General features: G+C 71.4%; 21 protein-coding genes. 9 read left to right on the top strand and 12 right to left on the bottom strand.

Going from position 1 to position 24,404, the window contains the following annotated elements:
- The first annotated feature begins 184 nt into the window (after positions 1–184).
- Together ACQUQD_RS39090 and ACQUQD_RS39085 are read left to right on the top strand one after the other, a co-directional pair.
- On the top strand, positions 185–2,143 hold the full coding sequence (locus tag ACQUQD_RS39090; RefSeq protein ID WP_428956978.1) for an acyl-CoA dehydrogenase family protein: 1,959 nt from the start codon (positions 185–187) through the stop codon (positions 2,141–2,143).
- Positions 2,144–2,240: 97 nt separating this feature from the next.
- The gene (locus tag ACQUQD_RS39085) at positions 2,241–2,900 is read left to right on the top strand and encodes a TetR/AcrR family transcriptional regulator (RefSeq protein WP_428956977.1); all 660 of its coding nucleotides are present in this window, start codon (positions 2,241–2,243) and stop codon (positions 2,898–2,900) included.
- A 3-nt stretch (positions 2,901–2,903) separates the two neighbouring features.
- On the opposite strand, the gene ACQUQD_RS39080 is transcribed toward ACQUQD_RS39085, so the two are convergent.
- Together ACQUQD_RS39080 and ACQUQD_RS39075 are read right to left on the bottom strand one after the other, a co-directional pair.
- On the bottom strand, positions 2,904–3,932 hold the full coding sequence (locus ACQUQD_RS39080) for an SMP-30/gluconolactonase/LRE family protein (protein ID WP_428956976.1): 1,029 nt from the start codon (positions 3,930–3,932) through the stop codon (positions 2,904–2,906).
- Between the two features lie 142 nt (positions 3,933–4,074).
- The gene (locus tag ACQUQD_RS39075; protein WP_428956975.1) at positions 4,075–5,133 is read right to left on the bottom strand and encodes an SDR family NAD(P)-dependent oxidoreductase; all 1,059 of its coding nucleotides are present in this window, start codon (positions 5,131–5,133) and stop codon (positions 4,075–4,077) included.
- A 178-nt stretch (positions 5,134–5,311) separates the two neighbouring features.
- Between ACQUQD_RS39075 and ACQUQD_RS39070 the strand changes: the two genes are divergently transcribed.
- Positions 5,312–7,138, top strand: coding sequence for a flavin-containing monooxygenase (locus ACQUQD_RS39070; protein ID WP_428956974.1), 1,827 nt, complete (start codon positions 5,312–5,314; stop codon positions 7,136–7,138).
- A 145-nt stretch (positions 7,139–7,283) separates the two neighbouring features.
- Here the strand turns inward: ACQUQD_RS39070 and ACQUQD_RS39065 are convergent, their stop codons facing one another.
- The 3 genes from ACQUQD_RS39065 to dctA form a co-directional block, all read right to left on the bottom strand.
- On the bottom strand, positions 7,284–8,366 hold the full coding sequence (locus tag ACQUQD_RS39065) for a tartrate dehydrogenase (RefSeq protein WP_428956973.1): 1,083 nt from the start codon (positions 8,364–8,366) through the stop codon (positions 7,284–7,286).
- A gap of 165 nt (positions 8,367–8,531) precedes the next feature.
- A complete protein-coding gene (locus ACQUQD_RS39060; protein WP_428956972.1) occupies positions 8,532–9,434 on the bottom strand; it encodes a LysR family transcriptional regulator in 903 nt (300 codons plus the stop codon).
- 39 nt (positions 9,435–9,473) lie between these two features.
- A complete protein-coding gene (gene dctA, locus ACQUQD_RS39055; RefSeq protein ID WP_428956971.1) occupies positions 9,474–10,937 on the bottom strand; it encodes a C4-dicarboxylate transporter DctA in 1,464 nt (487 codons plus the stop codon).
- A gap of 292 nt (positions 10,938–11,229) precedes the next feature.
- Between dctA and ACQUQD_RS39050 the strand changes: the two genes are divergently transcribed.
- On the top strand, positions 11,230–11,664 hold the full coding sequence (locus tag ACQUQD_RS39050; RefSeq protein ID WP_428956970.1) for a nuclear transport factor 2 family protein: 435 nt from the start codon (positions 11,230–11,232) through the stop codon (positions 11,662–11,664).
- A 53-nt stretch (positions 11,665–11,717) separates the two neighbouring features.
- Here ACQUQD_RS39050 and ACQUQD_RS39045 read toward each other — a convergent pair whose 3' ends face one another.
- Together ACQUQD_RS39045 and ACQUQD_RS39040 are read right to left on the bottom strand one after the other, a co-directional pair.
- On the bottom strand, positions 11,718–12,689 hold the full coding sequence (locus tag ACQUQD_RS39045; protein WP_428956969.1) for an alpha/beta hydrolase: 972 nt from the start codon (positions 12,687–12,689) through the stop codon (positions 11,718–11,720).
- Between the two features lie 181 nt (positions 12,690–12,870).
- The gene (locus ACQUQD_RS39040) at positions 12,871–13,806 is read right to left on the bottom strand and encodes a LysR family transcriptional regulator (protein ID WP_428956968.1); all 936 of its coding nucleotides are present in this window, start codon (positions 13,804–13,806) and stop codon (positions 12,871–12,873) included.
- A 71-nt stretch (positions 13,807–13,877) separates the two neighbouring features.
- Between ACQUQD_RS39040 and ACQUQD_RS39035 the strand changes: the two genes are divergently transcribed.
- Positions 13,878–14,765, top strand: coding sequence for an SDR family NAD(P)-dependent oxidoreductase (locus ACQUQD_RS39035; protein WP_428956967.1), 888 nt, complete (start codon positions 13,878–13,880; stop codon positions 14,763–14,765).
- Positions 14,766–14,798: 33 nt separating this feature from the next.
- Here ACQUQD_RS39035 and ACQUQD_RS39030 read toward each other — a convergent pair whose 3' ends face one another.
- The 4 genes from ACQUQD_RS39030 to ACQUQD_RS39015 all read right to left on the bottom strand — a co-directional run bounded on the left by ACQUQD_RS39030 (position 14,799) and on the right by ACQUQD_RS39015 (position 18,570).
- Positions 14,799–15,869 (bottom strand): LLM class flavin-dependent oxidoreductase, encoded by a 1,071-nt coding sequence (locus tag ACQUQD_RS39030; RefSeq protein ID WP_428956966.1) that lies wholly within the window; start codon positions 15,867–15,869, stop codon positions 14,799–14,801.
- Between the two features lie 93 nt (positions 15,870–15,962).
- Entirely contained in the window at positions 15,963–16,757 is a 795-nt protein-coding gene (locus ACQUQD_RS39025; protein ID WP_428956965.1) for an ABC transporter ATP-binding protein, read from the bottom strand.
- Positions 16,733–17,602 carry an ABC transporter permease gene (locus tag ACQUQD_RS39020; protein WP_428956964.1) on the bottom strand — a complete coding sequence of 290 codons (870 nt, stop codon included), beginning with the start codon at positions 17,600–17,602 and terminating at the stop codon, positions 16,733–16,735. Before ACQUQD_RS39020 ends, ACQUQD_RS39025 begins: the two co-directional genes overlap by 25 nt.
- Positions 17,599–18,570, bottom strand: coding sequence for an ABC transporter substrate-binding protein (locus ACQUQD_RS39015; RefSeq protein ID WP_428956963.1), 972 nt, complete (start codon positions 18,568–18,570; stop codon positions 17,599–17,601). Before ACQUQD_RS39015 ends, ACQUQD_RS39020 begins: the two co-directional genes overlap by 4 nt.
- 531 nt (positions 18,571–19,101) lie before the next feature.
- Here ACQUQD_RS39015 and ACQUQD_RS39010 point away from each other — a divergent pair.
- From ACQUQD_RS39010 to ACQUQD_RS38995, 4 genes are all read left to right on the top strand, one after another.
- The gene (locus ACQUQD_RS39010) at positions 19,102–19,611 is read left to right on the top strand and encodes an SRPBCC family protein (protein WP_428956962.1); all 510 of its coding nucleotides are present in this window, start codon (positions 19,102–19,104) and stop codon (positions 19,609–19,611) included.
- Between the two features lie 278 nt (positions 19,612–19,889).
- Complete coding sequence (locus tag ACQUQD_RS39005) at positions 19,890–20,804, top strand: DUF2382 domain-containing protein (RefSeq protein WP_428956961.1); 915 nt, start codon at positions 19,890–19,892, stop codon at positions 20,802–20,804.
- A gap of 164 nt (positions 20,805–20,968) precedes the next feature.
- Positions 20,969–21,157: a CsbD family protein gene (locus tag ACQUQD_RS39000; RefSeq protein ID WP_428956960.1), complete on the top strand. Its 189-nt coding sequence runs from the start codon at positions 20,969–20,971 to the stop codon at positions 21,155–21,157.
- 582 nt (positions 21,158–21,739) lie between these two features.
- Complete coding sequence (locus ACQUQD_RS38995; protein WP_428956959.1) at positions 21,740–22,420, top strand: TetR/AcrR family transcriptional regulator; 681 nt, start codon at positions 21,740–21,742, stop codon at positions 22,418–22,420.
- An 83-nt stretch (positions 22,421–22,503) separates the two neighbouring features.
- On the opposite strand, the gene ACQUQD_RS38990 is transcribed toward ACQUQD_RS38995, so the two are convergent.
- Positions 22,504–24,255 carry a glycosyl hydrolase family 28-related protein gene (locus tag ACQUQD_RS38990; protein ID WP_428957765.1) on the bottom strand — a complete coding sequence of 584 codons (1,752 nt, stop codon included), beginning with the start codon at positions 24,253–24,255 and terminating at the stop codon, positions 22,504–22,506.
- Positions 24,256–24,404: the final 149 nt, after the last annotated feature.

Raw genomic sequence — 24,404 nt, 5'->3', positions numbered from 1 at the left:
GCACACCCCTACAGAAGGGCCACTCGCTCGAAATGCGTTCACAACCGTGAAATAACGCCCGGACCTGCCCTTTCCCAGGAACCCTCGCACCGACCGCACCGGCCCCCGGCGGTGGCGAAGCCGGACGTGCGCCGAACGGTCCAACACACTGCTTGATCGTCTTTCGGACGGGTACCAGAGCGGCATGTCCACCGAAACCGCCACGCCCCCGAACGGTTACGTCCAGCCCGTCGTCGACGTCCGGGCCCTCACCGAGGTGCTCGACGGCGAGTACGCCGACGTCCGCGACCTGGTCCGCAGCAACCTGACGACGTACGCCTCGATTCTCGACGAGGCCGAGGAACTCGGCATCGACGAATACCGCGAGCGCGTGCGCACGCTCGTCGTCGAGATGGCGGCGACGGGCCAGACCGGGATGGGCTTTCCGAAGGAGTACGGCGGTGGGGGCGACATCGGCGCCTCGATCGCCGCGTTCGAGACCCTCGCTTTCGGCGATCTGTCGGTACTGGTGAAGGTCGGGGTGCAGTTCGGTCTCTTCGGCGGCGCGATTCTGCAGCTCGGCACCGAGCGCCACCACGACGCCTACCTCCCGGACCTCGTCACCGGGAAGCTGATGGGCTGCTTCGCGATGACCGAGACCGGACACGGCTCCAACGTCCAGGCGCTCGGCACCGTCGCCACGTACGACGCCGGGACCCAGGAATTCGTCATCACCACCCAGGGCGACGAGGCGCGCAAGGACTACATCGGCAATGCCGCGCGGGACGCGGAGCTGGCCGTCGTCTTCGCCCAGCTCGAAGTGGGCGGCAAGGCCGAGGGCGTGCACGCCTTCGTCGTCCCGGTCCGCGTCGACGGGACCGTGGCACCGGGCGTCCGGATCGAGGACGCCGGCCGCAAGATGGGCCTCAACGGCGTGGACAACGGCCGGATCTGGTTCGACGGTGTGCGGGTGCCCCGCGAGGCGCTGCTCAACAAATTCGCCGACGTCACCCCCGAGGGCGTCTACGAGAGCCCGATCGAGAATCCCAACCGCCGCTTCTTCACCATGCTCGGCACGCTCGTACAGGGGCGGGTCAGCGTCGGTGGCGGCGGGATCAACGCGAGCAAGGTCGCACTCGCCGTGGCCACGAAGTACGCCGTGCGGCGCCGCCAGTTCAAGGCGACCTCGGACACCGAGGAGGAGGTACTCCTCGACTACGGCCTGCACCAGCGCCGTCTGCTGCCGCTCGTCGCACGCACCTACGCGCTGCATTTCGCCCAGGACGTCGTCCGCACCCAACTGCACGAGGTCTTCTCGGGTGTCACGGACGACGAGGAGAGCCGCCGGGAGCTGGAGTCACGGGCCGCGGGCACCAAGGCACTCGGCACCTGGCACGCCACCCGGGTGATCCAGGAGTGCCGCGAGGCGTGCGGGGGCGCCGGCTATCTCGCCGTCAACCGCTTCGCCGCGCTCAAGGCCGACACCGACGTCTTCACGACGTTCGAGGGCGACAACCACGTGCTGCTCCAGCTCGTGGCGAAGGGCCTCCTCACGGGCTACGCGAGCGAGTTCGGGGACATGGACCAGCTCGACATGGTCAAGTTCGTCACCGGCCTCGCCGTGGAGACGGTCATCGAGAAGACCTCGGCCCACAAGCTGCTGGAACGGGTGCGCGATCTCCTGCCCGGCGGCGACGCGTGGGACCAGGAGGCGGGCCTGCTCGACTCGGAGTACCAGCTCGCCATGCTCCGCTTCCGCGAGGAGCACATGCTCGCCGGCGCGGCCCGCCGGCTCAAGCGCGGCGTCGACCGGAAGGCCGATCCCGGTGCCGTCTTCTCCCAGGTGCAGGACCACGTCATCGCGGTGGCCGGCGCGCATGTCGAACGGCTCGTACTGGAGGCGTTCGTCGACAAGGTGCGGTCGCTGCCCGACGGTGACAACAAGAAGGCGCTGGCGCTGCTGTGCGACCTCTTCGCGCTCACGACGATCGAGGCCGACCGGGCCTGGTTCATGGAGCACGGCCGGCTCACCATCCAGCGTTCCAAGGCGATCAGCCGTGAGGTGAACGACCTCTGCCGCAAGGTCCGGCCGCTCGCGACCGACCTCGTGGACGCCTGGGGCATCCCGCCGCAGATGCTGCGCTCGCCGGACCTGGTGGGCTGAGCCGGGCGCGAGGTCCGCGGGGCGCCGCGCCGCCCGGCACCGGGTGGGCGGCGCGCTGCCGGGCCGGTGGCCTGCACGGTCGTACTACGCTGCCGAGATGACCAACCCCACCGGGCCCCAGGACCCGCGGCCGGAAGCCCGGGGCTCGGCCGCCGCGCGGGGCGGCCGAGCGCAGCCCGGGGCCGACGGCGCGGCCGAGCAGGCCCGCCCGGCCAACCAAGGACGGCGGGTCGCCGCCCGCAACCGGGCGGCGCTGATCTCCGCCGCCCGCGAGGTCTTCGCGGAACAGGGCCTGAACGCACCGCTGTCCGCCGTCGCGCGCCGCGCCGGGGTGGGACAGGGCAGTCTCTACCGGCACTTCGCCGACCGGATCGCGCTGGCCTCCGCGGTCCTGGACGAGAACGTCCGGCAGATCGAGGTGGCCGCCGCCGAACCGGGCGTGAGTCTGGAGAGCGTCCTGGGTGTCGTCACCTGGCACCTGACCCGGTCGACGGCGTTCGTCGACCTGCTGCGCGTGCGCGGCGACGACCAGCAGGCGCGCGCCCTGTCGGGGCGGGTCCGTGATGTCCTGGACCGGTGCCTGCCGGCCGGCCACCGGCTGTCCGCCGACGACCTGATGCTCGCCGTCGCGATGGTCTCCGGTGCCGTCGCCGGCCCCACTCCCGCGGACCGGGAGCGCCTCGCCCTCGCGGCCTGGCGCCTGCTCGGCATCGAGGTGGGGCCGCTCCGGCCCGTCGAGACGGTCGTCGACGCATGAGCGTCAGCCGCCGTTGGACTGACGGATGCCCTCGGCGAGCGCGCTGAACGTGTAGACGTAGCCGCCGTCGGGGCCACTGACGGTCATGTACGCCTTCGTGCCGCCTGGGGTGATGGCGATGTTGGTCGCCGACTCCAGACCGTCGGCGTCCTTGGCCGGGATCTCGACCGTGGCGAGACGTGCTCCGTACTTGTCGTAGACCGCCATGGCGGGGCGGCCGTGCAGCGCCTGATAGAGGTTGCCGTCGGCGTCCACGGCGATGGAGTCGGTCTGGGCCACGCCGCCGTCGACGTGAAGGGCCTCGTGCTGCGAGGTCACCGTGGTCCTTTCGGCGTCGAGCAGCAGGTAGGACACGGTGTTCTCGGCGAGTTCGCTGATCCACAGTCCGCGCCGCTCGGGGTCGAACATGATCCCGTTGGGGTGCGCGAGACCGTCGGCCAGGACGGTGGCGCGGGTCCCGTCGCGGTCGATGCGCACGATGCGGCCCTCGGCCTTGCCCGGTTTCATGCCGTGCAGGTCGCTGACGTACAGGTTGCCCTCGTCGTCGAAGGCGATGTCGTCCGGGTTCATGGCGGAGCCGTCGACCGCACCGGAGAAGAACGTGCGCGGGTCCGAACCGTCGCGCGCGACGCTGACGACGTTCCCTGTGTAGTCGCTCAGGTACAGACGGCCGTCGTGCGGGCTGAGCTGCGCGGAGGTGTAGGCGCCGGTGCTGTCGGTGTACACGCCCCGGTGTTTCCCGGTGGTGGTGTCGACGGAGAGGACCTTGGGCTCGCCCGGGGGCGCGGTGACGTCCACGACGTACAGGTCGCCGTGCCCGACCAGGACCGGTCCCTCCAACAGGGTTCTGCCGGTGGTCTCGTGCGCGTCGGTCACGTGCGCGAACTGGGTGGCCCTGATGGTCCTGCCCTCGCCGGGCGGCGCGGAGCCCGGGCCGCCGGTCGTGGCGGCCTCGGTTCCGCAACCGGTCAGGGCCAGGAGGCCGGCGGCGGCCAGGCCGACGAGGGCGCGGGGCGCGCGGTGTGTGGTCATGCGGTGGTGTGCTCCTTCCTGTCGTCCGGGCGGCCCGGACGTCGTGACGTGCGGGAGGCGTGCGGCGGCTGTTCTGCGCGGGCCGACGAACAGTCCCTGTCCGCTGGGGCAGTTGACGGCGAAGCCCTCATGCGGGCAGCGGTCAGGCCGCCGACCAGCCGCCGTCGGAGGGCAGGATCGCGCCGTTGATGTTCACCGCGTCCTTGCTGAGCAGGAACGTGATCGAGGCGGCCAGTTCCTCGGCCATGGCAAGACCCGGGATCGCCACGCGCATCGTCGCGGTGCGGGCCGAGCCGTAGACGGCGGCGCCGGCCAGCTGGATGCCGGTGGCGACCGCGCCCGGGGCGACGGCATTGACCTGCACACCGGTGCCCGCGTACTGGTAGGCCGACGACTTGGTCAGGCCGACCAGGGCGTGCTTCGAGGTCGTGTAGGCGGCACCGGCGGCCGAGCCGCGCAGGGCCGCCTCGGAGACGATGTTGACGATCCGGCCGCCGCCCGCGGCGAGCATCCCGGGCACGACGGCGCGCATCAGGCGCATCGGGCCGTCGACGTTGATGCGCATGACACGCTCCCAGATCGAGTCGTCGACCTCGTGCACGGCGGCGTCGTCGTCCATCACGCCCGCGACGTTGGCCAGGGCGTCCACACGGCCGGCCGCGGCCGCGAGCACGGCGTCGGCAGAGGCGGGCGCGGTGATGTCCGCGGTGACGGGCACGACGGCCTCGCCGAGGTCGGCGGCCAGGGCGGCGAGTCCGTCGGCCGCGACGTCGACGGCGACGACGCGGCCGCCCTCGCGCACGATCCGGGAGGCGACGGCCCTGCCGATGCCGGAGGCGGCGCCGGTGACGACCACGGTCTGGTGCGCGAAGCGGCCGGGTGTGACCTGCTCGGTCCACGGCTCGGGGGTGCCGATCTCGATGCCCGAGTCGGGCTCCTCGGCCGCGGCGGCCTCGGCCGGGGCGGCGGGCAGCCCCTCGGGGACCCGGCCGGTCTCGACGGCGGTGACCAGGGCGTCCACGAGCTCGGGCGGGAACTTGTCACCGGCCATCTTCACGAGCTGCTCCAACGGCAGGCCCAGAGCCGGGGCGAGAGCCTGTTCGCTCTGTCCCTGGGACGCCAGCAGGCCGCGCAGGACCTGTCCGGCGGCGGGGTGCGCCAGCCAGTCGCGCAGCGGGGAGGCGGGGGTGATGTTCGGCATCGAGAACCTTTCGTGTCGGGGTGCCCGCGGGGCGCGGGGGCACGGCCGGGACCCAACCGGACAACACTGTCCGGTTCCTGGGATACGGTACCGGTGGCCGTGCGGGATGCCCACGAGGGCACCCACCGCATTCCGCGCGGCGCCCCGCGCACCTCCCCCCACGAGAGGAACCCGTCACATGCCGCTGCCGCAGTGCGACACCCCTCCCACCCCTCAGGAGACCGCCGACTTGCGCGAGCGCTACCGCCGCGAGCGCGAGCGCCGGGTACGCCCCGAGGGCCCGGGCCAATACCGGTCCACGTCCGCGGAGTTCGGCTACTTCGCCGCCGACCCGTACGCCGGCGAGCCGGCCGACCGCGAGCCGGTGCGCGACGTGGTGGACGTCGCGATCGTCGGGGGCGGGTTCGGCGGGATCCTGGCGGGGGCGCGGCTGCGCCAGCAGGGCGTGGCGAACATACGCGTCGTCGAGAAGGGCGGCGACTTCGGCGGCACCTGGTACTGGAACCGCTACCCGGGCATCCACTGCGACATCGAGTCGCACGTCTATCTGCCGCTCCTCGACGAGACCGGCTACGTGCCCGAGTGGAAGTACGCGCCGGGCGAGGAGATCCGCCGTCACGCGGTGCGCACGGCCGAGCAGTTCGACCTGTACGAGGATGCCCTGTTCTCCACCGCCGTGACCTCCCTGACCTGGGACGAGTCCACGCAGCAGTGGTGTGTCACGACCGACCGGGGCGACGCGTTCCGTGCCACCTACGTCATCACCGCCACCGGCACGCTCTCGGAGCCCAAACTCCCCGGCATACCCGGTATCGAGACCTATCGGGGCCACACCTTCCACACCTCCCGCTGGGACTACGCGTACACCGGCGGCAGTCCCGAGGGCGGCATGACGGGCCTGGCGGGCAAGCGGGTCGGCGTCGTCGGCACCGGCGCCACGGGCGTGCAGGTCATCCCGCTGCTCGCCGAGGACGCCGGCCACCTCTACGTCTTCCAGCGCACCCCTTCCTCGGTGGACGTGCGCGGACAGCGGCGCATGTCGCCGCAGGAGGTGGGCGCGGAACGGCCGGGCTGGGCGACGGCGCGCCGCGAGAACTTCCTGCGGATCGTCTCGGGCGAGGACGCCGGACCGGACCTGGTCGCCGATCGCTGGACGGAGTCGGCCGCTCTGCTGGAGAAGCTCCTGCCCAGCTTCCGGCGCGACGGCGAGCCGGACTTCGAGGCCGCCTACGAGGCCGCCGACCACGCCGCGATGAACGGCATCCGTGCGCGCGTCACCGCAGAGGTCACCGACCCCGTCACCGCCGCGGCCCTCCAGCCCTGGTACCGGTACGCGTGCAAGCGCCCCACGTTCTCCGACACATATCTGCCCGCGTTCAACCGGGCCGACGTCACCCTCGTGGACACCGCCGACAGCCATGGCATCGAGCGGATGACCGAACGCGGCGTCGTCGTGGGCGGGGTGGAGTACGAGGTCGACTGCCTGGTGTTCGCCACCGGGTTCTCCGTGGGCGTCTCCGGCGTCACCTCGGGAAAGCTGCCCGTGTCCGGGCGGGACGGCGTCCAGCTCCTGGCGGCGCGGGCGCAGCGCGGCCCGCGCAGTCTGCACGGATTCACCAGCAACGGCTTCCCGAACCTGATCCAGATGGGCTCGATGCAGAACGCCAGCAGCGTGAACTTCACGAACATCCTGGACGAGCAGGCCGTCCACGCCGCCGCGCTGGTCGCCGCCGCGCAGGAGCGGGACGCCGTCGTGGAGCCCACCCCCGAGGCCGAGGACGCCTGGATCCGCGTGTGCGCGCAGGGAGCGCCCGACCACGAGTGGTTCCACGCCGAGTGCACCCCCGGCTACTACAACCGGGAGGGCCGCGGCCGGCCGAACGGTCCCACCGCCTACCCGCACGGCGCCGTCGCCTTCCACGACCTGTTGCGCCGCTGGCGCAAGGAGAACATCGACGAGGCCCTCAGGCCCCGGGCCACCACGCCGGTCGTCGGCCGCCCCTGACACCGCGTCCGTACGTGCCGGGCCCCGAGCGGTGAAGGCTCGGGACCCGGCACGATGCGGCCGCCCGTCTCGGGGGGCCTGTCACGGTCCGTCGGCGCGACGTTCGACGGACCGGGACGTCAAGGGTGCGCGGCGGCGGGCGGGCTCAGGCGCCGAGGGCGTCGATCAGTGCCTTCGTGATGTCCTCGGTCGATGCGGTGCCGCCGAGGTCGCGGCTGAGCACACCGGCCCCGGTGGTCGCCTCGATCGCCGTACGCAGCCGGGCCGCCTGGTCGGGCAGCCCGAAGTGGTCCAGCATCAGTGCCGCGCTGCCGACGGCACCGATGGGGTTGGCGAGACCCTGCCCGGCGATGTCCGGGGCGGATCCGTGGACGGGTTCGAACATGCTGGGGAAGCGCCGCTCGGGGTTGAGGTTGGCGCTGGCGGCCAGGCCCAGGCTGCCGGCGAGGGCGCTGCCGAGGTCGGAGAGGATGTCGGCGTTGAGGTTCGAGGCGACCACGACGGACAGGTCCTCGGGGCGCAGCACGAACTTGGCGGCCATGGCGTCGACGAGGACGCTCTCCGTCTCCACGTCCGGGTAGTCGGCGGCGACGCGCTTGAAGACGTCGTCCCAGAGCACCATGCCGTACTGCTGCGCGTTGCTCTTCGTCACGGACGAGACCTTGCGGCGGTCGCGGGTGCGGGCCAGGTCGAAGGCGTACCGCATGATGCGCTCGCAGCCGACCTCGGTGAACAGCGCGGACTGGAGGGCGACTTCGCCTCCTGGGCCGCGCCCCGCCAGGTTGCGTCCGCCCAGGCCCGCGTACTCGCCCTCGCTGTTCTCGCGGACGACGACCCAGTCGAGCTCGGTGTCGTCGGCCCCCCGCAGCGGGCTGGTGACGCCGGGCAGGAAGTGCACGGGGCGGACGTTGGCCCACTGGTCGAAGCTCTGGCAGATCTTCAGGCGCAGGCCCCACAGGCTGATGTGGTCGGGGACCGTGGGCCAGCCGACCGCTCCGAAGTAGATCGCGTCGAAGTCCCCCAGCCGGTCGAGGCCGTCGTCGTCCATCATCTTCCCGGTGCGCTCGTAGTGGTCGCAGCCCCAGGGGAACTCCTGCCAGTCGAAGGCGAAAGCGCCGTAGGAGTCCGCGGCCAGCGCGTCGAGTACGGCCCGGCCCGCGGCGACGACCTCCCTCCCGACGCCGTCGGCGGGGATGGCAGCGATACGGAAGGTACGGGGAGCGGTCACGGAGGCCTCCGGTCGTGCGGATCCGCCTGTCGGGCGGAGCCGGGGTCGGGCGAGTGGATCGATGGTCCGAGTGAACCCAGTCGTCCCGTGCGCCGTCCAAGACGTGCTTCCGATACAACCCATAGGCCTGGCCGATGAGTTCGCCGGGCGCGGCGCCGCGCCCGGCTACGCGGCCCGGGAGCTCTTGTGCCGGGCGTAGACACCGGCCAGGTCGAGGAAGGCCCGGGCGCCGGGGGTGAGGTGGGCGGGCAGGCTGATCATGGCGACGTGCAGGTGTGCGGTGGGTTCGATGGCGGCGACGGCCGCACCGCAGCGGCGGGCGAGGCGGGTCCAGGAGGCGGGCAGGACCGCGATGCCGACGCCGGTCAGGACCAACGGGAGGATGGAGGCCCGGTGGTCGACGATCGCGACGATGTCGGTGCCGTCGGTCCGCGCCGTGATGTCGTCGACGATCGTGCGCATCAGGGTGCCGCCCCGCGACGCGATCAGCTTCTGCCCGCCGAGGTCCTGCGGCCGCAGCGTGGCGCCGTCCGTGATGTCCCCCTCGGGGGCGGCCACGACGACGAACGGCTGTTGCTCCATGGGCAGCACGTCGAGCCCGGAGAGGGCCGCGGGGGCGGCCGTACCCAGCAGACCGAGTTCGCAGGCGCCGCTGCGGACCAGCGCGATGGTCTCCTCGGGGGTGAAGGCGGCGCGGCTGCTCACGGTGACCGACGGGTGCAGTTCGGTGAAGCGGTGGGTCAGGGTGGTGAGCGGTTCGATGCCGGGCGAGGGCATGGCCGCCACCTCGACGGTTCCGCCGTTCAGGCCCGACAGGGCGGCGGCCCGGTCGCGTACGGCGGTCAGGTCGCGCAGCACGCGGCGGCTGGGTTCGAGGAGTTCCGCGCCGGCTTCGCTGAGCACGACGCCGCGGCCCATGCGGTGGAAGAGGCAGACGCCCAGGTCGGCTTCCAGGTTGGCCATCGCCTGCGACAGCGACGGCTGCGCCACGTGGAGCGCGGCGGCGGCCTTGCTGAAGCCGCCGTGCTCCACGATGGCGAGGAAGTATTCGAGCTGTCGTGCGTCCACGGGTCCTCCCTCTGCCACCGACCGGGCAATAGGCGGACCCTATCGGTTGGCCGAAACGGCCTGATCGCCTGCCTGGGCCGCGGGTTCGACTCCCGGCACCGGGGCGGATTCGCCCGGTGCGGCCGTGGGTTGGGGAGGGACGGGGGCCGGTTCCGGCGGGGCGTCGGCGCGTTCGTCGCGGGCGGGAGCGTCCTCGCGGATCTGTCCGGACAGCACCGCGCGGGCGCGGTCCAGGTCGAGGCCCCGCTCCCAGCGGGCGACGAACAGGGTGGCCACCGCGTTGCCGTAGAAGTTCACCAGGGCCCGGCACTCCGACATGAACTTGTCGATGCCGAAGATGAGCATGATTCCGGCCGCGGGCACGTGGCCGACCGTCGACAGCGTCGCGGTCAGTGCGATGAAGCCGCCTCCGGCCACTCCCGCCGCGCCCTTGGAGGTCAGCAGCATCACGGCGAGCAGGCCGAGTTGCTGTCCGACGGAGAGTGCGGTGTCGGTGGCCTGCGCGATGTAGAGCGTGGCCAGCGACAGGTAGATCGCCGCGCCGTCGAGGTTGAAGCTGTAGCCCGTCGGCACCACGAGGCCGACCGTGGACTTCTCGGCGCCCATGAAGTGCAGTTTGCGCATCAGGCCGGGCAGGGCCGGTTCGGCGGTGGAGGTGCCGAGGACCAGGAAGAACTCCTCCTTGAAGTACCGGAAGAGCTGGAAGATGTTCAGCCGCACGTAGACCGCGAGGACGGTGCCGAGCACCACGACGACGAACAGGACCGAGGTGACGTAGAAGAGCAGGATCAGTGACCCGAGGCTGGTCAGTGTCGACAGGCCGAACTTCCCGATGGCGTACGACATCGCGCCGAAGGCACCGAGCGGGGCCGCCTTCATCACGAACGACAGGACCTTGAACACCACCTGGGTCAGGCGGTGGACGCCCGCGATGACGGGTTCGCCGACCGTGCCGACCGACTTCAGGGCGATCCCGAAGATCACCGCGAGGAAGATCACCTGGAGGATGTCGCCCTCGACGAACGCGCCGAAGAAGCTGTCGGGCACGACACCGGTCAGGAACTCCCACCAGTGCTGGTGCTCGCCCGTCTCGATGTACTGGCCCGCGTCGCCCGACACCTCCAGGGCCGACGGGTCGGCGTGCACGCCCTCGCCCAGCCGTACGAGGTTGATCGCTATCAGGCCCGTCACCAGCGCGGCGATGGTGCCGACCTGGAAGTAGGTCAGCGCCTTGAGCCCGGTGCGGCCCACCTTCTTCAGGTCGGCGACCCCGGAGATGCCGCCGATGATCGTGAGGAACACGATCGGACCGATCAGCATCTTCATCGCGGTGATGAACGTCGTGCCGATCGGTTCCATCGCCGTGGCCAGGTCCGGCAGGCGCCATCCGAGGACCACCCCGATGACGATGGCGGCCAGCACCTGCACGTACAACTGCCGGTACCACGGCCTGCTTCTCACCACCGCGGTGCCGCCTGCGGCTTCGTCCGGGGCATGCGTCATTGCAACCTCCATCCAGGCACGGGCAGGGGCCTGCCCGTGAACTCCGCACGGAGACGTCGCTCGTCGCGCGCCGGGTACCGGCTCCAGGCCCCGTACGGGACCGGGTCCCGGCCGGTCGTCGTACGAACGGAGTCAGTGAAGCGGGTCCCGGAGGAGGAGGTCCACGACCAAAAACCGATGCCCCGCATAGGCCAGGCCTATACGGGGCGCATCGGCTCCGGTCCCTGACCGCCGGCCGCCCGGTGAGCCCCGGCCGGTGCGTGTCACGCATGATCGCCTACTCTCGCGCATCATGAGCGCACTTGCGGATGTCACCGCCGTGACGAATCTGATCGCCAAGTATGCGGAGCTGGTCGACACCGGGGACTTCGCGGGTGTCGGGGAGTTGATGGCGGACGCCGTGTTCATCGGGAGCGGTCCGCCCGCCGAGGGGCGTCGGGCCATCGAGAGCATGCTCCGCGAGAGCGTGATCCTCTACGAGGACGGCACACCGCGGACCCACCACGCGACGAGCAACATCGCCGTCGAGGTGGACGAGGAGACGGGAACCGCCACCGCGGGCTCCTACGTCACCGTCTTCCAGGCGCTGCCGGATCTGCCGCTGCAGCCCGTGGCCGCGGGCCGCTACAGCGACCGCTTCGAGCGCCGTGACGGGCGGTGGCGGTTCGTGGAGCGACGGGTGCGTATCCACTTGGCGGGCGACGTGCGGGGCCACCTCCGCACCTGAAACACGGTGACCCGCAGCGGTGTTCGTGCCGCCGCGGGTCACCGGCCGTGCGCTCAGCTGTCGTGGAGGGCCTTCTTCAAGGCGTCGACGGCGAGCTTGCGGGCGACGTTCGCGGCACGGGTGTCGCGCAGGCTGTCCAGGAGCAGGAAGTCGTGGACCATGCCCGCCACGCGGACCGCGGTGACGTCCACCCCGGCCTCGCGGAGTCTGTTGGCGTACTGCTCGCCCTCGTCGCGCAGCACGTCCGCCTCGTCGGTGATGACGAGGGTCGTGGGCAGGCCCTTGAGCTCCTCGAGGCTCGCCTGGAGCGGAGCGGCGTGCGGCTCCTTGCGCTGCTCCGGGTCCGCGTACTGGTCCCAGAACCAGATCATGCCGTCCCGCGTCAGGTAATAGCCTTCGGCGAACTGCTGGTAGGAGGGGGTGTCGAAGTCGGCGTCGGTCACCGGGTACAGGAGCACCTGGGCCTTGAGGTCGATCCCGCCGCGCTCCTTGTTCATGAGCGCGAACACCGTGGACATGCAGCCGCCCACCGACTCACCGGTGACGGCGATCCTGGAGGTGTCGAGTCCGTGCTCCGCACCGTGCTGCAGGACCCACTGGCCCACCGCGTAGTTCTGCTCGACCTGCGTCGGGTACGTGGCCTCCGGGGCACGGTCGTACACCGGGAACACGCCTGCGGCCCCGGCGCCGACGGCCAGTTCGCGGAAGAGCCGGTCGTGGGTCCTGTCGTCGCCGAAGACCCAGCCGGCCCCGTGGATGTAGAACACGACCGGCAGCGGGCCGGTGGCGCCCTTCGGCTTGATGATGCGGGTGCGGACGGTGCCCCACTCCCCCGCGTCGACGTCCACCCACTCCTCGTCGACGTCCGGCCGCGGCACGCTCGTGTCGCTCTGCAGGCCGAGCAGGATCTCGCGGCCCTTCTCCGGTTCGACCTCGTAGATGCGCGGGTGCGGATCGGTCGCTTCGGCCAGCTCCTTCGCGGCCGGTTCGAGGAAGGGCGTGAGGGGAGGAGGAAGCTCAGCCATGTCTACTCCGATGTCACGGGCCGACGGACCCTGGAGATCACCGCACACCACAGGCGGACGTGGCCCGTGTGCGGCGCCGGAATGCCCCCCGATCCATCCTCTCCGAACGCTCCGGCCACGCAACTCGTGCACCCATGTGAACCGGCTTTGGGCGCCCGGTACTTGCTGAGCGCGGCCGTTGTCACGAGGTCGGCGGGGAAGCGGCGGGCCCGTCGGCGTCGAGGGCTGCCGCGCGCAGAGCGGCTGCCACGCGGGTGACCGGTTCGGCCGGGGGCCGCGGCAGGCGGGCCAGGAGCAGGCGCCGCTGTTCCTGGGGGCCGCCGCGGACGGGGAGGACACGGACACCGGGTGGCGCGGCGGACACGAGGGCGGCGGGCACCGTGGTCAGTCCGCAGCCGGCGGCGACGAGGTGCAGCCTGGCGAGCCAGTCGCGGGCGGTGTGGGCGATCTCGGCCCGCTCGTCGAGGCCCGGCCACACGCCCATCTCCTCGCCCGAGAGGGAGCCCGCGATCCAGCGCTGCCCGCGCAGATCGGCCACGTCGATGAAGTCGGCGCGGGCCAGCGGGTGCGTGGCGGGCACCGCCAGGCAGAGCGCACGCTCCGTGAGGGTACGCAGCACCAGCGCGGGGGACTCGCTGTCCGGCGGCCGGAACGGCGGTCCCGACGCGAGCAGGGCCAGGTCGATGCTGCCGGCCCGCAGCGCCCGCACGAGGGCCGGGGTGCTGCCCTCCCGGCCCACGACCTGGAGGCCGGGGTCGGTCCGGCGGAGTGCGGACAGGGCTCGGGGGATCAGCGCGGCGCCGGCGCTGGGGAACCAGCCCAGGCGGACCGTCCCGGCCTGCCCGGGAAGACCGGACAGCTCCCGGGCGGTCGCGTCGATCTCGTCGAGCACGACCGTCGCACGGCGCATGACGACGCGGCCGGCCGCGGTGAGCCGTGCCCCCTCGCGGCGCCGTTCCAACAGCTCCGCGCCCGCGGCCCGCTCGATCGTGGCGATCTGCCGGGACACCGCCGACTGCGTGTAGCCCAGCGAGGCGGCGGCCGCGGTGAAGGTCCCCTGCTCCGCCACGGCGCGGAGGACGCGCAGCGCGGTGAGTGACACGTCGGTGAAGTCCATGATGTTTCCGCATACTAGTCGTGCCGAACATTCGTTGGACTCATGGCGTGGGCATTTCTACCGTGGCAGGCATGAAGCCTTCCCGCATCGCCCTCGTCACGGGCGCCAACCAAGGACTCGGCCGGGCGCTCGTCGAACAGCTGGCGACCCACATGGATCCGGACGACCTGGTCCTGCTGACCGGTCGCGACCCCCGGCGCGTCATGGACGCCGCCCGCGAGGTCGGCGCCCTGTCGGGCACGCGTGCCCGGGTCGAGGGCCGCGTCCTGGACGTCACGGACACCGACGCCATCGCCCGCCTCGCCGACGAGCTGCGCGCCCGGCACGGAGGGGTCGACGTCGTCATCTCCAACGCGGTCGCGCGTGTGCTGCCCGGGGAGTCGCAGGCGGCGCGGGCCGACGAGTTCATCGACGTCTCCAACACCGCCACGCACGCGGTCCTGCGTTCCTTCGGGCCGGTTCTGCGGCCCGGCGGACGGCTGCTCGTGGTGGCCAGCGGCCTGGGCACGCTCGGTCACCTCGACTCCCGGCTGCACGGGCTGTTCGACGGAGCGAGCCTCGACCAGGTCGAGTACGCCGTCGAATCGTGGCGCGGCGCCGTCCACGACGGAAGCGCACAGGAGGCGGGCTGGCCGGTCTGGCTGAACGTACCGTCGAAGGTGGCCCAGGTCGCCGCCGTCCGCGCGGTCGCCGCCGAGCGCCGCGCGCAGGACCTCGCCGACGGAACCCTGATCGCCGCGGTGTGCCCCGGCATGGTCGACACCGCCACGTCGCGCCCTTGGTTCAGCGACTTCAGCCAGGCCCAGACGCCGGCCCGGGCCGCCGCGGCCGTGCTCGGCATCGTCCTCACGGAGTCCGTCGATCCCGCTCTCCACGGCGAGTTGGTCCGCTTCGGGAAGGTCCTGCCCTGGCACGACGGAGCGCCCTTGGTGGAGCAGGACGGGATGCTCACGCCCTGAGAGCCGTAGGGGCGCCCGCCCCATCGGGAGGTGTCATGCCTGGCGCAGCCTGGGCAGGAGCTGGTCGCCGATCCGGCGGGTCTCCTGCCTGTAGGGGGTGTCGGACAGGACGAAGTGCGTGATGCCGAGCGCTCGGTAGGCGTCGAGTGCGGCAGCCACGTCGTCGGGCGAGCCGACCAGCCATGTGGTCGCCGCTCCACCGCCGCCGAACCTGCCCGGCGCGGTGTACAGGCAGGTGTCGAGGACTTCGCCCCGCTCGGCGAGGTCGAGGAGGCGCTGCTGGCCGACCGCCGCCCTGCGGTTGCCCAGCCATGAGCCGATCTCGCCCGCGTCGGCCGCCATCTTGGCGATCTTCTCCTCCGCCGCGCGCCACGCGTCCTCGGTCGTGTCGCGCACCACGGTGGTGATGCGCAGCCCGTACTGCAGCGGCGCATGGCGGCGTCCCTCCTGCTCGCTCAACTCCTTCAGGCGGGCGATGCGTTCGGCGATCCCCTCCAGGGGCTCGCCCCAGAAGAGCTGCACATCGGCCTCTGCCGCCGAGACGCGCTCGGCGGCCTCGGACGCGCCTCCGAAATACAGGGTCGGATGCGCCCGTGCGTCGGTGGCGTAGGGGCGCGGCCCGACCGTCGAACCGGTGACGTGGAAGTGCTCGCCGTGGAAGGTGACGTTCTCCTCGGTCCACAGGCGCCGCACGAGGTGCAGGAACTCCTGAGTACGGGAGTAGCGCGCGGGCGGGTCGACGGTGGTGTCGCCGTAGGCGGCCGGATTGTCCAGGCCACTGACGATGTTGACGAGGACACGGCCGCGGCTGAGCTGGTCGAGAGTGGCGGCCGCGGCGGCGAAGTTCGCGGGCTGCCAGTAGCCGGGGCGCACGGCGATCAAGGGCTTGAACGTCGTGGTGCGCGCGGCCAGGGCGGTGGCCACGGTGAAGGTGTCCGGGCGGCCCCAACCGGTGCCGAGCAGGGCGCCGCCCCAGCCGTGGTCCTCTGCCGTCCGGGCGAGTTCGGTCGAGTACTCGATGGACCCCCAGCCCGCTGTCGTGTCGTCTCCGCGGTGCCCCGGTTCGACAGTGTTGGGGATGTACCAGAGGAATTCCGGGTTCATCAGGATTCCGATCGCAGTTCGGAGGGGTGCGGCGTGGCAATCCGCCGGCTGGTGGTCATGTCGGAGCGCAAGTGGCCCTGGGACGGGGGGCGTTCAAGACGTCCGGAGGCTCGGTGCGGCGGCGCCGGTTCTCACGGGCTTGTCCTCCGCGTCGGGTTCCACGCCGAGGTGTGCGAGCAGGCGGTCCCGCAAGGCGGCGTACTCCGGACTGCCGTGGCGGCGCGGCGCGGGCAGCTCCACCGGGATGTCGACCGCGATCCGGCCCTCTTCGAGGACGGCCACCCGGTCGGCCAGGGTGATCGCCTCGTCGACGTCGTGGGTGACCAGGAGCACGGCGGGCCGGTGGCGCTCGCACAGTTGCCGCAGCAGGGCGTGCATCCGGATGCGCGTGAGGGCGTCGAGCGCCCCGAACGGCTCGTCGGCGAGCAGGAGTCGGGGTTCGCGGACGAGGGAGCGGGCGAGTGACACCCGCTGCTGTTCCCCGCCGGACAGCTCGACGGGCCAGGCCCGCTCGCGTCCTTCGAGGCCGACTTCGGCGAGCGCGGTGCGGCCCCGGTGTGCGGCGTCCGGACCGGTCAGGCCGAGGACGACATTGTCGAGGAGCCGCTTCCACGGCAGCAGCCGGGCGTCCTGGAAGACCACCGACACGTCTTGCGGCGCGGACAGTTCTCCGCTGCCCGCCACGTCGTGGTCCAGGCGGGCGAGGGCGCGCAGCAGGGTGCTCTTGCCGGAGCCGCTGCGCCCGAGGAGCGCCACGAACTCGCCGGGCGCGATGCTCAGTTCGAGTCCGTCGAGCACTCGGCGTCCGCCGAGTGTGCGCACCAGGTGCGCGATGCGGACCGTCGTGCGGTCCTCGGTCGCGGTCAGCCCGCCAGCGTCCGCCGCCATGACAGGGCCCTCCTCTCCACGAGCCGCACGAGGGCGTCGGAGACGAGTCCGAGGAGTCCGTACACGACGAGGCCGACGATGATGACGTCCGTCTGTCCGTAGGTCCGCGCGAGTTCCATCATGTAGCCGATGCCGCTGGTGGCGTTGACCTGCTCGACGACGACGAGTGCCAGCCAGGCGGCGGTCACTCCGAAGCGCAGCCCCAGCAGGAAGCCGGGCAGGGCCCCCGGCAGCACGACATGGCGGATGAACCGGAGCCTGTTCAACCGCACGGTCTCGGCCAGTTCCGCGTAGCGGTTGTCGATGGTGCGCAGTCCGTTGTGGGTGTGGATGTAGATCGGGACGAAGACGCCGAGCGCGATCGTGACGACTTTCATCGTCTCGCCGATGCCGAACCACAGGACGAGGAGCGGGATCAGCGCCAGTGAGGGGATCGCCCGCTTGATCTGCACCGGTCCGTCGACGAGTCCTTCCCCGATGCGGCTCAGGCCGGAGACGAGGGCGAGCAGCAGCCCCGCGACGGTGCCGAAGGCCAGGCCGAGCAGGGCGCGTTGGGCGGAGGTCGTGAAGTGGGACTGCAGCCGGCCGTCGGCGAGGAGGTCCCCCGCGGTCCCGGCGATGACCCAGGGGGCGGGCAGACTGCGCGCGTCGATGAGTCCGGCGGCGGAGCCGGCCGCCCAGACCGCGAGCAGCAGCAGGGGGCCGAGCGCCCAGCCGAAGGGGACGGGGCGGCCCGGGCCCAGCCTCTTGCGTGTCCTCGGGCGGGGGCGGGAGGAGCCGGCGGTTTCGTCGGGCGCCGTCGTGGTGCCGGCCGCCGCTCGCTGTTCGAAGGCCGTGGTGCTCATGACGCCTTCCCTTCACCGGCTATGGCGTCGGCGGCGACGCGCTCGTAGCGGCGGTCGAAGAGGGTCTCGGCGTCGAAGGCCTTGTGCTTCTGTTCTTTCGCCAGCAGGTCGACGGTCTGCTGCTGGCGCGCGATGGCCCGGGTCCAGTCGGCGGGAAAGTCCGGGTGGCCGGACCTTTTCACGAGGTACTTGCCGTCGGCCCGGCTCAGCCCCTGGTCCTTGACGTAGTACCCGTCGATCCATTGCCGGGGGTGTTCGTCGACCCAGAGCTGTGCGCGCGCCCAGAACTTGATGAGTTCCCTGACGGCGGCGGATTTCTGCGCGTCGCTCACGGAATCGGTGAGCGCCCACAAATGCCCGGGGTCGTCACGGAGACCGTGCTTGACGGTCGTGGCGCCGTCCCTGCCGTATTTCGTCAGATAGCGCTTGATATTGACGTCGGCGATGGGCGCGGCGTCCACCTGCCGGTTCCCGAGGGCGGTGGGGTACACGTCGCCGGTGCTGGCCAGTTCGACGAGGTGGACGTCCTGCTGGGTGAGGCCGGCCTTCTTCAGGATCCGCAGCACGAGCGCTCCCTGTGCCTGGCCGGGGCTGTAGGCGATTTTCTTCCCGCGCAGGTCGGCGAGGGTCTTGATGTGCGCGCCCGGGGCGATCCCCAGCTCGTAGATCGGATACGTGGTCGGGTCCTTGCGGAATTTCGCCGCCACCAGCTTGGTGTCCAGGCCCGTCCAATGGGCGTTGATGGACGGGATCTCCGCGGCGGAGCAGATGTCGAGCGCGTCGGCCCGGAACGCCTCGGAGCATTGCGGGCCACCGCTGATGTTGGCCCACTTCACTTTGAAGGGCAGTTTGTCGATCTGGCCCGACAGTTCGAGTGCGACTTTGAGATCAGGCGCACCGACGGTGAGCGAGGTGTCCGCGGAGACCTTGGCCGGGATCTTTTTCGCGGCGAGATTCGCACTGCTCACGGTGGACTGTGCGGTGTTCGCGCACGAGGCCAGCAGAAGGGATACGGCGGTGACAGCGCCGACGCGCGAGGAAACGGGCATGACGGTACGTGGAGTCATTCGTGCCTTCACAGGGCGAGGGGCACGCCTCCGCGCAGGGCGGCGGCAGGAGGCGCGAGCAGGGATGCGGGGCGGGGAGCGGTGCGGCAGGACGCGGAGCCGTCGGCTCGACGCGGACGAGAGGTCAGCTACACACGGCGGTGGCGACGCGCATCAGATCGATGGCCCGCCGCTTCCGGAACCGCTGGATGATCCACATGCCGCCGAAGCTATCCACGCACCAAGTCCCGGTCAAGAGAAGGAAGTTGCCCGACACCGTGCTGCAATGCCCTCTTCATGGGGCCGCCACGCTCGCGTGACGACCGCCGGCGCGTCCGCCGCTTCCTCACACACCCTCCCAGGACCCGCCACCGGATCCCGGTACCCGTGACGGTGCTCGCGTGCCATGATCCTACTGAGCAGTAGCTTCGTTGTCGGTCGAGAGGGATCCCCGTGGCACGCGTGTTCACCGTGAGCAACAGCATCACCGTCGGCGTGTCCCCCGATGACGCCTACGCGGCCGTAAGCCGCCCCGAGGACATGGGCCGCTGGAGCCCGGAGAACCGTGGCACGACGCCCGACTCGCCGACCGGGCCGGCCGCCGAGGGCACCACGTTCGTGGGGCGCAACAAGCGCGGACCGTTCCGGTGGGTGACCCGGTGCACGGTCACGGTGGCCCGGCCGGGCCACGCGTTCGCGTTCCGCGTTCACGCGATCGGAGTCAAGCGGCCGCTGCTGCGCGCCCCGATCGCCACGTGGGAGTACCGGTTCGAGCAGGTCGACGAGGGGACTCTCGTGACGGAGACCTGGACCGACGACCGTCGCGCCTGGCCGACGTTCGCGGCGAACGCCTTCGACCGGATCGTGACCTCCGGCAGGACGTTCGCCGCGTTCCAGGCACGCAACATCGAGGCGACCCTGCGCAACCTCAAGCGGGAACTGGAGCGCGGCCTCACGAGCTGAGCGCACCCACCACGCGCACCCTCAGGACGAACGCGTCGCACACCGGAGTGGCAAACCCCAACCATTCACCCGAATGGCCGCCCCCGGCCGCGGCCCCCTGAACCCTGCCGGAGCTCCCCCGTCGCACGGCAAGAAGGCATTCCGCCGGGCGTTCCGGCTACTGCCAGTGAGACCCCTTGTTGCACGGCTCACCGTGAGGCCGCTGCGATGGCTGTGAGGCACATGGCCATCGCAGCGGCCAACCCAGCCGCGCCATGTTCCGGAGGGAGTGATCACGCATGACGCAGGGCGAGACCTTCAGCACCCCTGATGCCATCGTCGGGCTCACCGCGTACGACCGCACCGGGGAGAAGATCGGCAGCGTCGAGCGGGTCTACCTCGACGACACGACCGGCCAACCCGACTGGGTGACGGTGAAGACCGGCCTCTTCGGCATGAAGGAGAGCTTCGTGCCGCTGGCCGGCGCCAGCCGCAAGGACGACACGCTCCGGGTGATGTACACCAAGGAAGCCGTCAAGGACGCGCCGCGTGTCGACGCCGACCAGCACCTGGACCAGACCGACGAGCAGGAGCTGTACGCGCACTACGGTCTCAGCAAGCCCGCGACGTCCCCCGCCGCCGCGCCCCGTGCGGAGCGCCCGTCCGCCCCCGACGCTCAGCGCGCGAGTGCGAGCGGCATGGCCGCCGGCGCCGCGGGTGCGGGTCTGAGCGGTGAGGCGCACGGCCGGCACGCCGGTGCGCGGGAGCCGGCGCTGCGCTCCGCGGCGGGCCCCGACGGCAAGGCGGACGAGCTCATCCGCTCCGAGGAGCGGCTGCGGGTCGGCACCGAGGAGGAAGAGGTCGGCCGCGCCCACCTGCGCAAGGTGGTCGAGACGGAGAACGTCACGACCTCGGTGCCCCTGTCGCACGAGGAGGTCCGCGTCGTACGGGAGCCGATCCGCGAGGGCGACGTGAAGCGGGCCTCGATCAGCGAGGCGGAGACCGAGGTCGTGCTGCACGCCGAGAAGCCGGTGGTCCGCAAGGAGACCGTCCCGGTGGAGCGCGTCCGCCTCGAGACCGAGAAGGTCACCGAGACGCGCGAGGTCTCCGACACGGTGCGCAAGGAGAAGATCGAGTTCGACAACCCCAAGGCGGACCGCGAGGCCATGCCGGGTGAGGGCAAGTCCGGTCCCGGGCAGGGACCGCGGCACTGACGGACTCACGACCTCACGGGGCCATCAGGCGGGCCCGGCCGCTCGGCCGGGCCCGCCAGCGCGTCGCGCGGCCTTCCGACCAGGCCCGCGGCCGCTCAGGATGCGGCTCGCGCGCACCCCTCTTAGCGTGACAGGCACACCCGCTCACCGACCGAGGAGCAGACATGGGCGACAGCGCCATGGACAAGGCGAAGGGCAAGGCCAAGGAGATGCTCGGCAAGGCCACCGGCAACGAGCGCATGGAGACCGAGGGCCAGGTCGACCAGGCCAAGAGCAAGGTCAAGGATGTCGCCGACCGGGCCCGCGACAAGGCCGAGGGCGCCCGCGACTCCCTGCGCGACGACGACCGGTAGACGATCCGCCGCCTCGCCCCGTGCCCTCCCGCCGCAGAAGCCGGCGGGAGGGCACGGGCATGGTCACGGCCGCGCGCCGGGCGGAGGTGGCTCCGGCGAGATCTGGAGGTGGCGGCACCACGAGGGCCCTGACGCAACAGAGTTGACGGACCATCAGCCCTACAACAGGCCGGCCACCTCGTCGGCAAGGGCCGCGCCCTGGACGTGGCCGGCGCGGGCGGCGGCCGCCCGGCGGTGGTTCGCGGTCATGTTCCGCCCCATGGCGCGGCGGGCGGCCCGATCCGGCGTCACGCTCGCGGCGAGTGCCCCTCCGCGAGGCGGCTGCCGATTCGCGCCCGCCGACGCGCCGAAGATCGTGTCGGTCCGTGCCGGGTCGACGCCGCCGTCCGCCAGCCCGGCCAGCACCCCGACCAGCCAGGCGCCGCCGACCGGTCCCCCACACCGAGCACCAGCGCCGTCCCGTCCAAGGCCCGCCCTCCCCACCATTAAGTGGGGAGCACTCCCCACTTAATGGACGGACGATAGCATCCCTTCCGGGGTGCACTCCCCAGTTACCGACACGGAGCATGAGGGAGTCCGACGATGGCCGCCGGCGCAGACCCCGGGACACCCCCACGCCGACGCGACGCACGCCGTAACCGGGAGCTCCTGGTCGAGGCCGCTCACCAAGTGTTCCGCGAGCAGGGGCTCGAAGCGCCGCTCGATGTCATCGCCCGCAGGGCAGGTGTGGGCAACGCGACGCTCTACCGCCACTTCCCCACCCGTGTCGCACTCGTCGACGCGGTCTTCCGCGCACCGCTGAGCGACACGATGACCGCGGGCGAGCAGGCCCGGAACTCCGAGGACGCCTGGGCGGGACTGACCGCCTATCTCGACGCGGTCTTCACCGTGCTCGCCACGGACCGCGGCACCAATGACCTCATGACCACACCCCTGCGCGGCATCGACGCCCTGGAAGCCGTCCACGCGCACAATCGCCGCACGCTGGAGCTGCTCCTGGAACGCGGCCGGGAGCAGGGCACCGTCCGCCCCGACGTGGCCGCCGAGGACGTCCTCTTCGCGCTGGCCGCCCTCGGCCGCGCCGTCCCGGCCCTGACGACCGCGACCACCGCCGACGCCTGGCGCCGCCCCCTCACCCTGTTCCTCGACAGCCTGCGCGCCACGTCCACTCCGTCACCGCTCCCCTCCCCCGCGCTCACCCCCGACCAACTCGGCGCGGTGCTGGGCGAGATGGGGCCGCACCGCGCACCCAGCAGCGGCTGACTCGGCGGACCGGGCACACACAGGCCGCCCGGATCCGGTACGCCGGATCCGGGCGGCCTGGTGCTACGGCCAGAGGCAGGTCCTCAGCGGGCCCGCTTCGCAGTGCCGCCGTTGATGACGAACTGCGAGCCGGGTTCGGTCAGGACGTCCCCGTCGCGCGAGTCGGCGATCGTCACGTCGGACAGGGTGGCGCTGCCGCGTGCGCCGCTCATCGCGAGGATGCCGGAGCCGTTGTTCGACTTGGAGATCGTCACGTCGCTGATCTTCACGTCGGGCATGGCGCCGCCGCCCGTCTTGAACTGAATGCCGTCGTACGTCGAGTCCTGGATGTCGGTGTCGCGCATCGTGACACCGGGAATGTCCTGCCCCTGCGCGAACAGGGTGATGGCACCGAACTCCTGGTCCTCGTTCCAGAAGGCTCCGCCGGTGCGGTACAGGCCGTTGTTGGCGATCAGGGTCGTGCCGGAGAACGGCAGCGGGTCGTGGTCGGTGGCGAGCATGATCCCGGGGTAGTTCATGGTGTCCGAGATCAGGTTGTTCTCGATGGTGTTGCCGTACCCCCCGTACACCGCAACGCCGTTGGCCCGCCACGGCAACTGCACCGTGTTGTTGCGGAAGTGGTTGTCGTGGCCGACGTCGACCGACGTGTCCTTCACGTACTTGTTCGCCCACACCGCCAGCGCGTCGTCCCCGGTGGTACGGAAGGACGAGTCGACGACGGTCGAGTTGCGCGTGCCGTTGGTGAAGTTGACGCCGTCGGCATACGTGTCACGGATGCGCATGCCGCTGAACTCCAGGCCGTCGCCGGGCCCCCACAGCTCCGGGATGTTGGAGTAGTCGCGGCCGACCCACACGCCGACATTCGCGTGCTCGATCCAGACGTTGGTGATCTTCGTGTCCTTGCCGAAGCGACCGTTCAGGCCCACACCTCCCTCGGCGTTGCCGTCGCCGCCGCGGATCGTGCCGGAGCCGAAGATCGCGATGTCGGAGATCTTGGTGTTGTCGTCGATGTCGAAGCCGAAGTTGCCCTCGTGCGGATGGTTGATGCCGCCCGCGTTCTGCGGCGCGATCAGCGAGTACAGCTGCGAGTGCCACATGCCGGCGCCGCGGATCGTCACGTCACGGATGCCCACCTGGTTGTACTGCCCCCGGTCCTGCGGATCGTCGGTGAGGATCTTCGCTTCCTGGCGCCACTGCCCCGCCGGGATCCACACGCAGTCGATGTCACCGTTCTGGTCGGCGGTCACCGCCTTCTGAATCGCTGCCGCGTCGTCCTTTCCGTCGTCCGGGACCGCGCCGTAGTCGGTGATCGACGTGCACTCGGCCGGCTTGTCCGCGGGCGGCGCCACCTGCTCCAGGTCGATCAGATCGACGACGTAGTACGCGGCGTCGTCGTCCGTGTCGCGCTGCAGCCGGAAGGTGGTGCCCGCCGGGTACGAATCCTTCAGGAGGGCGTGCGTCTCGTCGAAGAGACGCCGGGCGTCACCGCCCGGGGTGTTGGTCAGGCCCTCCGGGTCGTCGGTGCTGCCGTAGAGCCAGCTGTGCTTCGACGAGAGGTCCAGCTTCTGCACGAACGTGCCGTCCGCGTACAGACTCAGCGTCTTGTCCTGGCCGCCACCGCTCGGCGCGTCCGGGATGGAGTTGCGCACGACGATCGAGTTCGTCGGGCTCTTCGAGGTGAACTCCACATATTGGCCGGTCGAGTTGAGGCGCACCGACTTGCGGCCCGATGACTCGGTCGCGAAGTTCGTGTGCCCGAAGGTCCGCTCGGCGTCGGACTCCAGGAGTGTGCCGTCGTACGTGCCGTCCTCGGCCTCGTACTCGGCGTACGGCACATCCGCGCCGCGCGCCTCGGCATCGGCCCGCGCGGACACCTCGGCGTCCTTCACGGTGCCCTCGGCGTGGGCGGTCACGGGCACGAGCACCGAGGCCGCCAGTCCGGCGCCGAGTGCCATGGTGATCAGTCTTCTGGTGCGCTGCGGTC

This window comes from Streptomyces sp. cg35, from assembly GCF_050410835.1.
In the GTDB taxonomy this organism is placed as follows: domain Bacteria; phylum Actinomycetota; class Actinomycetes; order Streptomycetales; family Streptomycetaceae; genus Streptomyces.
The sequence above is the reverse complement of the archived record's forward strand: the minus strand, read 5'-3'. Positions and strand labels throughout refer to the sequence as shown.

Coding starts and splice junctions, on each gene's coding strand:
- ACQUQD_RS39035 (WP_428956967.1), top strand. CDS start 13,878: ATGAAGCCTTCCCGCATCGCCCTCGTCACGGGCGCCAACCAAGGACTC.
- ACQUQD_RS39005 (WP_428956961.1), top strand. CDS start 19,890: ATGACGCAGGGCGAGACCTTCAGCACCCCTGATGCCATCGTCGGGCTC.
- ACQUQD_RS39000 (WP_428956960.1), top strand. CDS start 20,969: ATGGGCGACAGCGCCATGGACAAGGCGAAGGGCAAGGCCAAGGAGATG.
- ACQUQD_RS39040 (WP_428956968.1), bottom strand. CDS start 13,806: ATGGACTTCACCGACGTGTCACTCACCGCGCTGCGCGTCCTCCGCGCC.
- ACQUQD_RS38995 (WP_428956959.1), top strand. CDS start 21,740: ATGGCCGCCGGCGCAGACCCCGGGACACCCCCACGCCGACGCGACGCA.
- ACQUQD_RS39080 (WP_428956976.1), bottom strand. CDS start 3,932: ATGACCACACACCGCGCGCCCCGCGCCCTCGTCGGCCTGGCCGCCGCC.
- ACQUQD_RS39050 (WP_428956970.1), top strand. CDS start 11,230: ATGAGCGCACTTGCGGATGTCACCGCCGTGACGAATCTGATCGCCAAG.
- ACQUQD_RS39090 (WP_428956978.1), top strand. CDS start 185: ATGTCCACCGAAACCGCCACGCCCCCGAACGGTTACGTCCAGCCCGTC.
- ACQUQD_RS39025 (WP_428956965.1), bottom strand. CDS start 16,757: ATGGCGGCGGACGCTGGCGGGCTGACCGCGACCGAGGACCGCACGACG.
- ACQUQD_RS39020 (WP_428956964.1), bottom strand. CDS start 17,602: ATGAGCACCACGGCCTTCGAACAGCGAGCGGCGGCCGGCACCACGACG.
- ACQUQD_RS39045 (WP_428956969.1), bottom strand. CDS start 12,689: ATGGCTGAGCTTCCTCCTCCCCTCACGCCCTTCCTCGAACCGGCCGCG.
- ACQUQD_RS39075 (WP_428956975.1), bottom strand. CDS start 5,133: ATGCCGAACATCACCCCCGCCTCCCCGCTGCGCGACTGGCTGGCGCAC.
- ACQUQD_RS39085 (WP_428956977.1), top strand. CDS start 2,241: ATGACCAACCCCACCGGGCCCCAGGACCCGCGGCCGGAAGCCCGGGGC.
- dctA (WP_428956971.1), bottom strand. CDS start 10,937: ATGACGCATGCCCCGGACGAAGCCGCAGGCGGCACCGCGGTGGTGAGA.
- ACQUQD_RS39030 (WP_428956966.1), bottom strand. CDS start 15,869: ATGAACCCGGAATTCCTCTGGTACATCCCCAACACTGTCGAACCGGGG.
- ACQUQD_RS39070 (WP_428956974.1), top strand. CDS start 5,312: ATGCCGCTGCCGCAGTGCGACACCCCTCCCACCCCTCAGGAGACCGCC.